Origin of the sequence: Roseburia lenta, assembly GCF_014287435.1 — a bacterium.
In the GTDB taxonomy this organism is placed as follows: domain Bacteria; phylum Bacillota; class Clostridia; order Lachnospirales; family Lachnospiraceae; genus Pararoseburia; species Pararoseburia lenta.
This window is the reverse complement of record NZ_JACOPG010000002.1, coordinates 239,342-253,777: the sequence shown is the minus strand read 5'-3', so window position 1 is coordinate 253,777 and position 14,436 is coordinate 239,342. Positions and strand designations below refer to the sequence as shown.

Below are 14,436 nucleotides of genomic sequence, written 5' to 3'. Positions count from 1 at the left end.
CCGGACGTGATCTTTGATAAAGAGAGCGATTTTGAAGAAGCCGTCATAGGCGTCTTAGTAGAGCGTGGATGGGAGCCAGAGGTGATCCGTCATCCATCGGAAGCAGATCTACTTAAAAACTGGGCGGATATTCTGTTCAATAACAACAGACAGAGAAACTGTCTGAATGAGTGTCCGCTGACGGATGGCGAGATGCAGCAGATCATGGAACAGATCATCAATCTGCGGACACCGCTGAAGCTGAACAGCTTTATTAACGGTCGGAGTGTATCTATTATTAGAGACAATCTGGATGATGAACTGCACTTTGGAAAAGAAGTCAGCCTGAAGATTTATGACCGTCAGGAAATCGCTTATGGTGAGAGCAGATACCAGATTGTTCAGCAACCGCATTTCAATACGAAATCGCCTATTCTGAATGACAGAAGAGGGGATCTGATGCTCCTGATCAATGGTATGCCTGTCATCCATATCGAGCTTAAGAGAAGCGACATTCCGGTAAGCGATGCATATAACCAAATCATAAAGTATTCGCATGAGGGTGCGTTCCGGGGGATCTTTTCTCTGATACAGGTATTCGTTGCAATGGAGCCTGAGGAAGCGGTCTATTTTGCAAATCCTGGAGAGGATGGTGTTTTCAATCCAGCGTTCTTTTTCCATTGGGCGAACTTTGACAATGTGCTTATTAATGAATGGGATAAGGTTACGGCAGGGCTTCTGAATATTCCTATGGCTCATATGCTGATCGGATTCTATACGATTGCTGATACAGATGACAACCAGCTTAAGGTAATGAGAAGTTATCAGTATTACGCTGCAATCGGCATTGCCGATCGGGTAACAAAGAGGAATTGGAAAGAAGATACGCCCGAGACTCAAAGGGGCGGACATGTCTGGCATACAACGGGCAGCGGCAAAACGATGACGAGTTTCAAGTCCGCTCAGCTGATTGCAAGTTCGCATGATGCGGATAAGGTTATATTTCTTGTGGACAGAAAAGAACTGGGTATCCAGTCGCTCAAAGAGTACAGGTCATTTGCTACAGAAACGGAGAGCGTACAAGCTACGGAGAATACAGACATTCTGATATCAAAGCTGAAAAGTGATGATCAGGATAATACGCTCATCGTTACATCCATCCAGAAGCTCAGCAATATTTCAGAGGATATGGCAGGGTTGAAGGATGCTGACCTTAAAAAGATCAGGTCTAAGAGGCTGGTCATAATAATCGACGAATGCCACCGATCTACTTTCGGTGATATGTTAACGACAATAAAAGATACCTTCAAGCATGCTATTATTTTCGGATTTACCGGTACGCCGATCCAGGACGTTAATATTAAAAAGGACAGCACGACCACAACTATTTTCGGTAGTGAAATCCATAGATATACACTTGCGGATGGCATCCGGGATAAGAATGTCCTTGGCTTTGATCCTTATATGGTCAAGATATATGACGATGATGAGCTCCGTCAGAAGGTAGCCTTGGAAAAAGCCAAGGTCGAAACGGTAGAAGATGTTATGAAGGACGAAAAGAAAAAGAAGGTCTTCTACAAATGGATGGACTCTTCCCAGGTGAAAATGTACGGGAAGAAGGTTGGCGATAAGTGGGTAAAGGGCATTGAAGATTTCATTCCGAATGAGCAGTACCAGACGGATGAGTACATAATGGGGGTTATTTCGGATATTAAGAAGAAGTGGCTTATATACAGCCGTGGTGGCAAGTTCCATGCGATATTTGCTACATCCAGTATCCCTGAAGCGGTACGGTATTGGAGGCTGATGAAAAAGGAAATGCCGGATCTGATGATAACGGCAATGTTTGATCCTACGATTGATAATGAGAGCGGCACCGGATCTCTGGATAAGGAAGACGGTATCGTGGAGATGTTGGAAGATTATCGGGATCGGCTGGGGCAGACATTTACAATACCGACGTATGACAAGTTCAGGAAAGATGTGAGCCTGCGGCTTGCGCATAAGAAGCCGTATGAAAGATTGGAACCAGATCAGCAAATAGACATTCTGATTGTTGTAAATCAGATGCTTACCGGATTTGATTCAAAATGGGTGAACACTCTTTATCTGGATAAGGTGATGGAGTATGAAAACTTAATCCAGGCATTTTCGAGAACCAATCGACTGTTCAACGAATCAGAGAAGCCTTTTGGTATCATAAAATACTATCGAAGTCCGAATACGATGGAGAAAAACATCGAAGCGGCGGTAGAGGCTTATTCCGGCAATATCCCTACGGGGCTATTCGTGGACAAGTTGCCGAGGAATCTGCGTAATCTTAATAGGACATTTGAAAAGATTAAGGAAATATTTGATGCTGGTTCCATTAACAACTTTGAGGAGCTACCAGAGGAACCGTCTGAGAAACGGAAGTTTGCCAAGACATTTAATCAATTCGACACCTATCTTCAAGCAGCTAAGATACAGGGATTCAACTGGAAACAGCGAGTGTATTCTGCTGAAGACGGAACGGATATAGAGATGCTATTCGATGAAATGACGTATCTGATCTTGTTAGCAAGATATAAGGAGATGGCAGGAGGTGGTTGCGGAGGTCACTGCGGGGATGTTCCGTATGATGTAAAAATTCATATCACAGAGTATGACACGACAAAGATTGATGCCGAGTATATGAATACTCGTTTTGAAAAGTTCCTCAAGCTGATTCAGGGTGAGTATGATCAAGAAACGCTGGACAAGACGTTGACTGATTTGCATAAGTCGTTTTCCATGTTGTCAGCAGAGGAACAAAAGTATGCAAAGGTTTTCCTTCATGATGTGCAAGCCGGTAATGCAAGAATTATTCCGGGTAAGTCTTTCCGCGAGTATATATCTGACCTGATGAAGGGGGCTGAAAACGCAAGGATCAAGCGGGTGGTTCGCAGACTGGGATGCTATGAGAGGCTTTTGCGCGAAATGCTGGCAAAGAAAGTCACGAAGGAAACCATAGAGGCACATGGTAAATTTGATGAACTGAAGGCGAGCGTGGATAATAGTAAGGCAACAGAATTTTTTACTGTTGTGGAGCATCAGAATTTCCGCCAGTCAAGGCTTGCAATGTTAGTGGATGCTTATCTGCGGTATTTTCTTCTTTCGGGCGGGCAGGATCCATATCCTGAGAATGAATTTGACAGGAAACATAAGACGAAAGTCGAAACGGTATCTATGGACACCGACAGTAATTCGAAGCCGGTGGGGGTTGTGCTGACAGATGAAGTGATGGAAGGAAAAACTATCACAACATCCGTCAAAAAAGCAAAGCTCAAAGAATGGTATTCAGAGAGCAAGGCTCTTGCCTGCATGGTGGATACCGATTGTTTCGCATATGTGGATAATAAGCTCTGTGTTTATGATAAGAAATATCTGGAACGAGATGATAAGGGAAAACTGTTTTTTACAGAATATGCCAAAGCACATGAGGAAGAATGCTTCCTGCAGTTTGTAATGGATAAAGAGACGGGTGAGCTCCACTACATTACCCTGCCGAGCTCTATGGCAAGCAAGACCTTCAATTATTATGATGAGCTTTCGGCATTATCGGATGATGAGAAATTGAGCCTTGGTCTTGTGAACGAGATTGCGCGAGAGATGCTAGCTGCGATAAATGGCATGGAATTCGGAGAAGCACTTGCGACGTTGATGGACAAGAAGATTTGTAATGTATCGTTTCGAACGCTTAAGTCGGTAACCGGACTTGATAATACGACTGTCAGCAATATGAAGAAAGGAAAGAATCTCACAAAAGAGAATGTCGTTTCCTGTTGCTTGGGAATTCATATTCCGTTCAGGTTAAGCAATAGATTGTTGCAGTTAGCGGAGAGACCATTGGACTTGACGCTTCCGGGAGCTAAGGGTGAAGAGAATACCATATATGACCAAATACTGCATCTGTATTGGGCAGAGGATTATTCTGATACTTATGCGCAATTGGTGGCGATTCATTATGAACATTTGATACATCAACCACCCATCAAATAATGATAATAAATAAGCAAAAAAGTAGACTGGAGAAATCCGGTCTATTTTTTACTTAAATTTTTTTGTAGAACTTTCTTCAACAGTCTAATGCCAATTTATAGGGCTTTGCGGAGTAATTAGATTCCGCAGAGCCTTTTTACATCATTTTTCCGTAGAACTTTCTACAACGGGCAAAAAAAGCAAATATGGTAACTTTCAAATGTAATCAATAAAACAAATCTCATTTAGTCCGAATAGCGCTATAAGGACGATGGGATGCATAAGAGTTCCAAACACAGCAATAACAGCTGTGTTTGAAGCGAAGATGCACCCACCGTTGCTTTTGTGCGCCTATTTCGGCAAATCAGAGCCTGTGGTTCATCTTCAACCACAGGCTCTTTTTGTGTCCCACCGTCCTCCATTCGGACAGAAAGGACACTGCAATGAAGAATGAAACAAAGAAGCGCAAAAGTGGATTCAATCCGAACTGGGGCTGTTATTTTACCGCGGACGGTAAATATTACTGCTATGAACGCTGGGACGATGAGAACAAGTGCATCATTACCAAGAAGTTGAAGATCGGTAAGGGCTTGTCGCTTGAACTGCCTATCATGCTTGATGAGTCTGACCACGACATGAATTTGCAGGATCGCTATGAGAGCGAACAGCACGATCTATTGTTTGATACAAAAGTAGTAAATTACAAGGCAAACAATTCTATGGGAAGAGATGACTATAGGGAAGAACGAGTGAAAAGGGCGGTAAAAAAGTATGGAAAAACACTATGGCATTATACAGATATAAATGCATTATGTGGGATTATTGGCAAGAAAGAGATTTGGTTTGGCAGTGCAGAACATATGAATGATCGAGAAGAATTAATAGGGTTTATAAACGATCTGGAAAAAGAGGTGTATGCATGCATTGATTCAGCTAATAAGGAAAAAGCCAATGATGTTTTTGGGCAAATCAAAGATAGATTGCAAAAAGAATATCCATATATATTTTGCGTATCCAAAGCACGTAATGATGCAGCACAATGGGATAGGTATGCATGTGGTGGACAAGGAGTAGCGATTGTATTTAATACAGCAATGTTATTTAAGCTTATTTTTTACAATCAGATCATTATGAATGAAGAATATTATGGTTATTGTGCCAAGCAACATAAAATGAAAGAACTGTTACGAGATTATATTCGATATGATAAGATGGACAATTTTTCAAATTTAAACGGTTTGATTGATAATTTGTTGTTATGTGCAATGCTTCATAAGCATGAAAGTTTTTCGACGGAGCAAGAAATAAGGATTTCTCCACTTTTTGTTAATGAAAATGATAAGCATCTTCAATGTAAAATACTTAATACTATTAGACAGGTCTATATTTTGAATTTAACAGAATTGTGTGAAAAAGAAGGAATAGACTTTGAAGATTTATTCGACTCTATCGTTATTGGACCTACATCAAAACAAACCGTAAGAGATTTGCAGTTTTATTGTAAAAATAACGGGTTGCTAAAACTTGCAAACAAAGTGAAGAAATCAGATTGTCCATTAAGATAAGGGCAAATAAGATGTGCATATATTTAAGAATCATAGAAAACAAGGCAGATTACCTAATTGAGGTGAAATGCCTTGTTTTTGGTAAGTAGTTTATAACTTGGGATTCCTTCGCCTCAGCTTCCGATGTTCTTTTGCAGGTTTAGACCGGGAAAATATTTCTTTTAATGTCTGCTTTTCTTCCACAGAAAGCTGAGAGACTTTCATCTCCAGATTTTTGCAGAAAAGAAGCAAAAGACCATTTATATAAGCATCATTTGATGACTCTGCATCGTCATCTGCGGTAGTAGGTATTTGAGATGTAAAGTCATCAATGATATTTTTGACCATGCTTTGATAGTCAATGTTGCTGGCAGTATTGCTATCTTTCATATGTGCATTTCTCAGGTCAGAGACAATCGGATTTAAGTCGTCTGACAGAATATTCATATAATATTGCTCTGACTCAATGTGTGAATTATCAAATACAGTTGCAAATGTATCAGTGGAATCGGCACCAAGCTCTGTTAATTTACATCTCATCACATCAAGAAAAGCATTCGCTATTTGAATTCCCTTATCGTTAAAGCCATCAATATAGATTTCCAGGTCAGTCATGAATTTTTTGAAATTTTCATGTGTGAGTAATTCAGATAATAATCGAGGGTTATATTTTTTATCAGTCAGTATTTGTATGGCATCGTCATTTAGGTGCAGATCAGATACCGACTGATTTTTATGTTTCCGCAATTCTGTCCGGCAAAGAAGGTAATCTGTGCTTACGTTGTAAAAATTTGAAAGCGTTATAAGATTGCTGAGCGACATATCTATATTTTCATCTTTTTCATAATTGCCAAGCGTGGAGCTAGGGATACCGGTAGCATCGGATAACTCCTACAACGACATTCTTTTTTCTGAGACTCTCAAATCTTTCAGTATTTCTGGTATGGTAAGTTTTGTATGCATAGTATTTTCCTCGTTTTTAAAGATACAGATAGATTACCATGATATTGCTATGAGATAAATAGCAATTCTTTACCTGTCTTGTCCATAATATTAGAAAAAATCACAAAAAGAAAAATTTTCCAGCATCTTGGATATACCGAATCGGCATAGAAAATCTGAGAAAATAATTTCATAAATCAGGAATGGAAGGAGTGAAAAATTTATGAAATGTTGGAAATATCAGTATGACAAAGCCGATAGGCGTAGCTCCGTGAAAATTTATTTTCATGGTTTTAGGGGATTGGGGCATTTCCCCAACAAGCTAAAAATGCATTTTGTGTGCACAAATGCACTGCTTGCCAAGTAGCGAAATTAGGAATGAAAGAGAGGATAAGACAATGGAAAATGTAACTTTTGATTATAAGTTTTACAGGATACCTAAGAGATTTTTTAAGGAAGACATGTTCAGAGACATGACGAATGCGACAAAAGTATTATATGGAATACTTCTGGATCGCAAGGGCCTGTCAGACTCCAATGGAGACGCATGGCGTGATGAATATGGAATTACCTATATCATTTTTACAATCAAAGAAATTATGAACCTGATGAATTTGGGAAACAAGAAGGTTAACAAAATGTTGAAGGAGCTGGAGGAGCATGGCTTGATCTACCGAAGACACCAGGGCTTGGGAAGACCGAATAAGATTTATGTTTATGATTTGCTCAAAGCAGATAATTCAAATTGGCTGCCAAAACAAATTATGTTCGGAAAGGGGAGCAGCAATGAGAAAGAAGTATTATGAAGATGCAAAAGAGAATGCAGTTTTTGAGAGATGTGCAGATGTAATAACATCCCTGATTCTAAAATATGGACCGGCTTTAAAACAAAAATGGAATCTAAACGAGTGGATTAGGAATATTCAGGCAGAGAGTATATGGAAAGACATAGCTTGCAAAAGGTATCAGCGGTATTTTATTCACATGATGAATATGAAAAGCGCTCTTGTATGACAAAATCAAATTGACTAATACTAATTAGCAATATATAATACAGACAAAACGAAAATGACATGAACGGAGGAACAATGAAGTGGAGAAGGTTATAACACTCGAGGAAGCATTAAAAAGAATTGAAGAATTAGAAAATGAAAACGCCGAGTTACGCGAAGAATTGGAATATTATAAAAATCGTAAATTAAGCGGAAGGCAGAAGCACAATGCAAAATGGATGGCTATTTACAATGATTTTGTCGCTTGCTATGAGAACGGTATGACTATGATAGAGATTGCAAAGCGTAATAATGTCAGCGAGAGAACGATTTACAGGTATAAAGCGTATTATGACAAAATCACCAAAACAGAACACTAGACCATTTTACTGGCATCAGCAAAATGGTCAGATATGATGCTTTCGGACAAAAAATGAACGGAGGAGTTTTATGGCAGAAGATAAAAAGAAGGAAATTGATGTTACAGTAATAGAAGTAACTGAAGAATACTTAAAAGAAAAACTCTATGAAATTAGAGGTAAAAGGGTATTGTTGGATGCTGATTTAGCAGAGATATATGGCTATGATACGAAGGGATTTAATAGACAGGTAAAAAATAATATTGAGAAATTTGATGAAGATTTTATGTTTGAATTGACGGATGAGGAATTAGAAGATTTGCGGTACAAAAATTGTACCGCAAATATAAGTTCAAAAAGCCGCTATAATCCTCATGTATTTACAGAGCAAGGACTATATATGCTGATGACTGTTTTAAAAGGGTCATTGGCTGTTAAACAGAGTAAGGCATTAATAAGAACCTTCAAAAGAATGAAAGATTACATATTAGAAAATCGTGATTTAATCGGACAGAGAGAATTACTTCAGTTAAGCATGGAGACTGCTAACAACAGAATTGAAATTAGTAAAATCAATTCTGATATGATATCTCTTGAAAAACAGATTTCTGATGTCGCAGAAGGCTTGAAGGATGTAGTGACGAAATCTGAACTTGCGGATATGATGAATAGTTTTATTTCAGATGATGATGAAAAGTGGCTTATGTTTAATGCAAAATTTAGTAGTGCGGATGAGGTTTACGAGTCTATTTACAGGCAGGCAAAGTCATCAATATATGTGGTTGATAATTACATTGGTTTAAGAACGCTGGTACATCTTAAGAATTCTCCGACAGGAGTAAATATTATTTTATTCAGTGACAATGTTGGAAATAATAAACTTCACAACATAGAATATACGGATTTCTGTAAGGAATATCCAACTGTAAAACTGTCAATGAAGAAGACTGGCGGCATATTTCATGATCGGTTTATCGTGTTGGATTATGGAACGGCGGATGAGAGAGTCTTTCTGTGTGGCTCTTCTTCCAAGGATGCCGGGGCTAGAATAACAAGCATCGTTGAGGATTATGGAACAGCCAAATACAACTCTGTTGTTGCAGGATTATTGAAAAATTCGCCATTAGTATTACCAAAATAGGAGTGTGAGACTATTGAAGAAGAAAACAAGATGTTACATATATACTCGTGTATCTACAGCCATTCAGGTTGATGGCTATAGTCTTGATGCACAGAAGGACAAGCTAAGAAAATATGCAGAATTTCAAGATATGGAGATTGTAGGAGAATATTCTGATGAAGGACATTCCGGTAAGAATATAAAAGGCCGCCAGGAATTTATGCGGATGCTGAATGATATTGAAGATGGCAAGGACGGAGTTGATTTCGTCCTTGTATTTAAATTATCGCGATTTGGCAGAAATGCAGCAGATGTGCTCAACTCTTTACAGCTTATGCAGGATTATGGTGTGAATCTTATCTGTGTAGAAGACGGAATTGACAGCTCAAAAGAAGCCGGTAAACTGCTTATATCTATTATTGCTGCTGTAGCAGAGATGGAACGTGAGAACATAAGAGTACAGACGATGGCTGGACGTGAGCAAAAAGCCAGAGAAGGAAAATGGAACGGTGGATTTGCACCTTATGGATATAAGCTGGGAAATGGAGAACTTGTTATTGCAGAGGATGAAGTGGAAATTATTCAAATGATTTTTGATCGGTATATTCATACCAATGATGGAATCAATGGCGTTGCCAATTATTTGAATAATCATGGTTATACAAAGAAATTACGTCAAAACGGAACAATCCCTGGTTTCTCATCAAGTTTTATCAAAAAGATTATTGATAACCCAGTGTATATGGGGAAGATAGCATACGGACGCAGGCGCACCGAAAAGAAAACAGGAACCCGTAATGAAACACATGTAGTGGAACAATCGGAGTTCCCTGTATATGAGGGAATCCATGAAGCAATTATTTCTGAGGAGGACTGGAATCTTGCACAGGAGAAACGCTCTAAAAATAATTACAGAAGAGAAAAGATTCATGATCCGGAGCATGCACATATTTTGTCAGGAATATTGAAATGTCCATGTTGTGGAAAAGGAATGTATGGCAACATTGCAAAAGCAGGGCGGAAAGATAAGAAAACCAGATATTACTACTATTGCAAGAATACAGTAAATGCCACAGGACATAAATGTACTTTTCGATGTAACATTGAACAGTCTCAAATTGATGATGTGCTTGCAAAATTGATTACGGCAATGACTAGGGAAGGAAAATTCAAGGATGCTATTCAAGACAGAATCGGGGCAACTGTTGATACTTCTGATCTGGTAAAGCAGTTATCTGTATTAAACGCAAATCTCCATCAGGCAGAGACAATTAAAACACGTCTTGAACAGCAGATGGATAATCTGGATGTTACAGATATTCATTACGATAAAAAAATTTCAGATTTACAGAGGCGATTAGATACCCAATATGATAAAATAGATGAAGTGGAAGAGGCAATCGCAGATTTGAAGTCTCAGGTATATGGACTTAAGAAAAATCAGATTGATGCTGACAGCATATACGGCTTTTTGAACGCATTTAATGAATTATATGCAGAATGTACGGATGCTGAAAAGAAACAGTTTATGCAGGCTTTTATAGAGCGTATTGATATATTTCCGGAAAGACGGGAAGATGGTAATTGGATTAGGAATATCAAATTTCAGTTTCCGGTAACAATTCTTAGAGATGGCAAGGAAGTAGTTCGAGTTGATGGTATTTCTTTGGATAAAAAGCAATCTGATGCGCAGACTTTTACCTTGAAAAAACTTCCGACACTTGAAACGGTGTGCCTGCTGGCGAGAGGATGATGAGTGGATGGTTGTGAAGAAATAACTAAATAAATTTAAAGTGAGCAGGTGGCGTATAAAGTTTTGTATGTCATCTGCTTTTTATATAGTTGGGTATAGTAACGTATGTTAATCAGAGTTATTATGATAACATGACAAAATCAGATTGACCAATTATATGTTATCATTTATAATACAGACAAAGTGATAGTGTCATAAATGGAGGGATAAGATGAAAAAGATTGTAACACTTGAAGACGCGTTAAAAAGAGTTGAGGAGTTGGAAAAAGAGAATGTAGAACTTCGAGCGGAATTGGAGTATTACAGAAATCGTAAATTGAGCGGACGGCAGAAACATAACGCCAAGTAGATGGCAATCTACAATGATTTTGTCGCTGGCTACGAGAGCGGTATGAAAATGGTGGAGATTGCGAAGCGAAACAATGTCAGTGAGAGGACAATTTACAGGTATAAGGCGTATTATGACAAGATGAAAATTGCAGACGAAATGGAAAGAAAATATTATATATAAGATTGGTAGAGGAGAAATGGTAATGACAGATACAATGATGGCGACGATTATCGGTGCAGGAGCGACTTTACTTACAGCAATGGTCACTTTGGTTGTAAACTCACTGATTGAGAAACATAAGTGGAGAATGGAAGTTAAACAGAAAAAGTATGAGGTAAAAAGGGAAAAATTAAATGACATATATATAAAGTTAGTTGATATTGTTAATCAGTACCCAAATGTATCGCCGAATGATGTTTTGCAGTGTGTTGAATATCCGCCAAATTATGAAATGGAGTGGTTTGATGGCGTTTTAATGAGTTTGGATGATCAACTAGAAGATTATCAAGTACAATTAAATGATGAAACTACTGATTATAAGAGGAAGAACGCCATCAATACGCAAATATCTAATAGACAATATGCGAAGAAAAAGATATCTGAGATACGAGATGAATATTATAAAGCAAAGGATAGATATAAAGCATTTTGTAAATGTGATAAAGCAGTATTTGATCTTTATGCAGGACAGGATGTGCGAAATTGTCTTGTAGAATTTGAGGTGATTATCCATAAGGTATTTATATCTGGTTATAGTGTGGAAAATGTTGATGATCCACGAAATAACAGAATTGATATAATTCGGAGAAAAATTATTAATAGTATAAGAAGTGACATTGGAACACAATAAGTAGAAAAATATAACAAGTTTTATGATCTTACGAAAATGATGACATGGATTTTGCGATGGAAGGAGAGAAATAACCTGCCATTCAGTTCACCTCGATAACGATGTTTCTGCTAAGCAAATATTTCCACTTGTTAGTCTAGCCTAACTGCGATATAATGGTTAGCATAAACTAACAGGAGGGTATATTTTATATGAAGAAAAATCCACTACGAATCCTATGGCTGATCCTGGGCTTTGCAGCGATCGGAATCGGTGCTGTTGGTGTGGTCTTGCCGGTACTGCCAACAACACCCTTTCTATTATTAGCATCATTTTGTCTTGCTAAGGGTTCTGAAAAGTTCCATACATGGTTTACCGGCACAAAACTATACAAAAATCACTTGGACGAGTTTGTGCAAAATCGGAGTATGACCTTAAAGACAAAGTTCAGTCTGCTTCTCCCGGCATCGGGCATGCTGCTCTTAGCCTTTGCAGCAATGCCGAATTGGTATGGGAGGGCATTTATCATATTCCTTATCATCTTTAAATATGTCTATTTTTTTACTAGGATCAAGACAATTCCGGTGGAGAAATCATAAGAGACATAACCTTTAGGTTTATACTGCCTAACAAAGAGAGACTTCTGTTTGGAGACATCTTCTAGTATAGTTATATGAGTAATAAAATATGTGTCAAAGGATGCAGATGCCGATCATTACCTCCAGATATTGGAATATGGTGCATGGCACAAATCCAAAAGAGGTGCAGCAGGATGCCGAGGGCATGCAGGTTATGCTGGTTTTAGGCAATAATATGGCATTTTGGTTGAATTGTAAGAATGTAGCGATGAAGATGGGACTTTCCATGCCGGAAGAACCGGAATTTACCTATACAAATTTTATCCACTAAGATAGATACCCCCTCAGGTTCGAGGGGGATTTGTGTTTTGTATAAAAAACCGAAATGCCGTTGCATTTGACCTTTTATTAGTTTAGAATGAGTTGCGAATAAAAGAAGAAAAGAGATGGCATTTTATGAAGATTACATTGATCCATGGACAGAGCCACAAAGGCTCGACTTATCATGTGGCAAGGATTTTAGCAGAAAAAATAGACGGAGAGATCACGGAGATCGTCTTACCGCGCGACTTTGATCAGATGTGTGTCGGTTGTGCCCAGTGCATCAAAAAGGACGAAAAATTGTGTCCGCATTATGAGAAACTGGCACCGATCACAGAGGCGATCGATGCAGCAGACCTTTTGATCTTTGAAAGTCCGGTTTATGTTTACCATGTCACTTCTGCTATGAAGGCATTGTTGGAACATTATGGATGGCGCTGGATCATGCATCGCCCGGAGGAGAGCATGTTCAAAAAGCAGATGGTCTGTATCGCGACCGCGGCAGGTGGCGGACAAAAGAACACCTGTCAGGATATGGCGGACAGTGCTGCTTATTGGGGTGTGGCTAAGACCTACAAGTATGGTATCGCTGTTCGTGCTATGAAGTGGGAAGATGTGACGGCAAAGACCAAGGACAAGATCGAGCGAGATATGGATGCGCTTGCGTCCAAGATCAAAGCCAACCAGGGCAGGGTAAAGCCACCTTTAAAGACCAGGATATTTTTCCCGGTCATGTCTATGGTCTTAAAGAAGCGTCCGGACAGTGTGGATGCAAAATACTGGAAGGAAAAAGGATGGCTGGATGGCAAGCGCCCTTGGAAATAGGGGATTGACGATACGAAAGAGGATTTTTTTGACAAATTCCATCATGGTCTTATTGTCTCTGATGCTGCCTTTACCGGGAGCACAGGGGATCACGGAACTGACCTCTTGACAGATCTTGCAGGGCGTGTGTGCAGGATATGGCATACAAAGTGGGAGCGTGCTGGAACGGCTGGTATCTTCTTACATTCCCTTATTTGTGTCCGGGAGCCTGGTATGCTATACTTATGAAAAAATGAGAATAAAGGCAGGAGAAAAAAGATGAACATAGTATGCTTGGACTTAGAAGGCGTCTTGGTACCGGAGATCTGGATCGCATTTGCTGAGGAGAGCGGTATCCCGGAATTAAAGAGAACGACCAGAGATGAGCCGGACTATGATAAGTTGATGCATTGGCGGCTTGGTATTTTAAAGGAACATGGACTTGGCTTAAAGGAGATTCAGGAGACAATCGCAAAGATCGATCCGATCCCGGGCGCAAAGGAATTCTTAGATCAGTTGCGGGAAATGACACAGGTCATCATTATCAGTGATACTTTTACCCAGTTTGCAGGACCTCTGATGAAGAAATTGGGCTATCCGACCATCTTTTGTAATTCGCTGGAAGTGGCAGAGGATGGCGAGATTACCGGTTTTAAGATGCGCATTGAAAATTCCAAGTATTCCACGGTCAAGGCATTACAGTCCATCGGTTATGATACGATCGCTTCCGGTGACAGCCACAACGATCTCGGAATGATCAAGGCGAGCAAGGCGGGATTTCTCTTTAAATCCACCGATCAGATCAAGCAGGACAACCCGGATATTCCGGCATATGAGACATATGACGAATTGCTGGCAGCCATCAAGGCAGCCTTATAAGAAGCA

At 39.3% G+C, this 14,436-nt stretch carries 16 protein-coding genes; 15 read left to right on the top strand and 1 reads right to left on the bottom strand.

What is annotated here, in order from left to right; all coding sequences use genetic code 11:
* Positions 1–6 precede the first annotated feature (6 nt).
* Both H8R94_RS05170 and H8R94_RS05165 read left to right on the top strand, forming a co-directional pair.
* The gene (locus tag H8R94_RS05170) at positions 7–3,999 is read left to right on the top strand and encodes a type I restriction endonuclease subunit R, EcoR124 family (protein WP_186854081.1); all 3,993 of its coding nucleotides are present in this window, start codon (positions 7–9) and stop codon (positions 3,997–3,999) included.
* Positions 4,000–4,421: 422 nt separating this feature from the next.
* A complete protein-coding gene (locus H8R94_RS05165; protein WP_186854080.1) occupies positions 4,422–5,543 on the top strand; it encodes a DUF2971 domain-containing protein in 1,122 nt (373 codons plus the stop codon).
* A gap of 90 nt (positions 5,544–5,633) precedes the next feature.
* Here H8R94_RS05165 and H8R94_RS05160 read toward each other — a convergent pair whose 3' ends face one another.
* The gene (locus H8R94_RS05160) at positions 5,634–6,344 is read right to left on the bottom strand and encodes a hypothetical protein (RefSeq protein WP_186854079.1); all 711 of its coding nucleotides are present in this window, start codon (positions 6,342–6,344) and stop codon (positions 5,634–5,636) included.
* Positions 6,345–6,862: 518 nt separating this feature from the next.
* On the opposite strand from H8R94_RS05160, the gene H8R94_RS05155 reads away from it, so the two are divergent.
* From H8R94_RS05155 to thrH, 13 genes are all read left to right on the top strand, one after another.
* The gene (locus H8R94_RS05155) at positions 6,863–7,270 is read left to right on the top strand and encodes a replication initiator protein A (RefSeq protein ID WP_186854078.1); all 408 of its coding nucleotides are present in this window, start codon (positions 6,863–6,865) and stop codon (positions 7,268–7,270) included.
* Positions 7,251–7,478 (top strand): hypothetical protein, encoded by a 228-nt coding sequence (locus H8R94_RS05150; RefSeq protein ID WP_186854077.1) that lies wholly within the window; start codon positions 7,251–7,253, stop codon positions 7,476–7,478. The genes H8R94_RS05155 and H8R94_RS05150 overlap by 20 nt, the downstream gene beginning before the upstream one ends.
* 79 nt (positions 7,479–7,557) lie before the next feature.
* On the top strand, positions 7,558–7,836 hold the full coding sequence (locus H8R94_RS05145; protein ID WP_119298074.1) for a helix-turn-helix domain-containing protein: 279 nt from the start codon (positions 7,558–7,560) through the stop codon (positions 7,834–7,836).
* A 70-nt stretch (positions 7,837–7,906) separates the two neighbouring features.
* Positions 7,907–8,956, top strand: a complete 1,050-nt coding sequence (locus H8R94_RS05140; protein WP_186854076.1) for an ORF6N domain-containing protein — start codon at positions 7,907–7,909, stop codon at positions 8,954–8,956.
* Positions 8,957–8,960: 4 nt separating this feature from the next.
* Complete coding sequence (locus H8R94_RS05135; RefSeq protein ID WP_186854075.1) at positions 8,961–10,688, top strand: recombinase family protein; 1,728 nt, start codon at positions 8,961–8,963, stop codon at positions 10,686–10,688.
* A gap of 211 nt (positions 10,689–10,899) precedes the next feature.
* A complete protein-coding gene (locus H8R94_RS12130) occupies positions 10,900–11,037 on the top strand; it encodes a hypothetical protein (protein WP_243238466.1) in 138 nt (45 codons plus the stop codon).
* Positions 11,038–11,199 carry a helix-turn-helix domain-containing protein gene (locus H8R94_RS12435; RefSeq protein ID WP_334298645.1) on the top strand — a complete coding sequence of 54 codons (162 nt, stop codon included), beginning with the start codon at positions 11,038–11,040 and terminating at the stop codon, positions 11,197–11,199.
* A gap of 22 nt (positions 11,200–11,221) precedes the next feature.
* A complete protein-coding gene (locus tag H8R94_RS05125) occupies positions 11,222–11,869 on the top strand; it encodes a hypothetical protein (protein WP_207722456.1) in 648 nt (215 codons plus the stop codon).
* Between the two features lie 191 nt (positions 11,870–12,060).
* Positions 12,061–12,447: a YbaN family protein gene (locus tag H8R94_RS05120; protein ID WP_118280260.1), complete on the top strand. Its 387-nt coding sequence runs from the start codon at positions 12,061–12,063 to the stop codon at positions 12,445–12,447.
* Positions 12,448–12,535: 88 nt separating this feature from the next.
* The gene (locus tag H8R94_RS05115; protein WP_243238465.1) at positions 12,536–12,757 is read left to right on the top strand and encodes a hypothetical protein; all 222 of its coding nucleotides are present in this window, start codon (positions 12,536–12,538) and stop codon (positions 12,755–12,757) included.
* 125 nt (positions 12,758–12,882) lie between these two features.
* Positions 12,883–13,572, top strand: a complete 690-nt coding sequence (locus H8R94_RS05110) for a flavodoxin family protein (RefSeq protein ID WP_118280259.1) — start codon at positions 12,883–12,885, stop codon at positions 13,570–13,572.
* Positions 13,550–13,681 (top strand): hypothetical protein, encoded by a 132-nt coding sequence (locus H8R94_RS12270; protein WP_279286812.1) that lies wholly within the window; start codon positions 13,550–13,552, stop codon positions 13,679–13,681. The genes H8R94_RS05110 and H8R94_RS12270 overlap by 23 nt, the downstream gene beginning before the upstream one ends.
* A 149-nt stretch (positions 13,682–13,830) precedes the next feature.
* Positions 13,831–14,430, top strand: coding sequence for a bifunctional phosphoserine phosphatase/homoserine phosphotransferase ThrH (thrH, locus tag H8R94_RS05105; RefSeq protein WP_118280257.1), 600 nt, complete (start codon positions 13,831–13,833; stop codon positions 14,428–14,430).
* Positions 14,431–14,436: the final 6 nt, after the last annotated feature.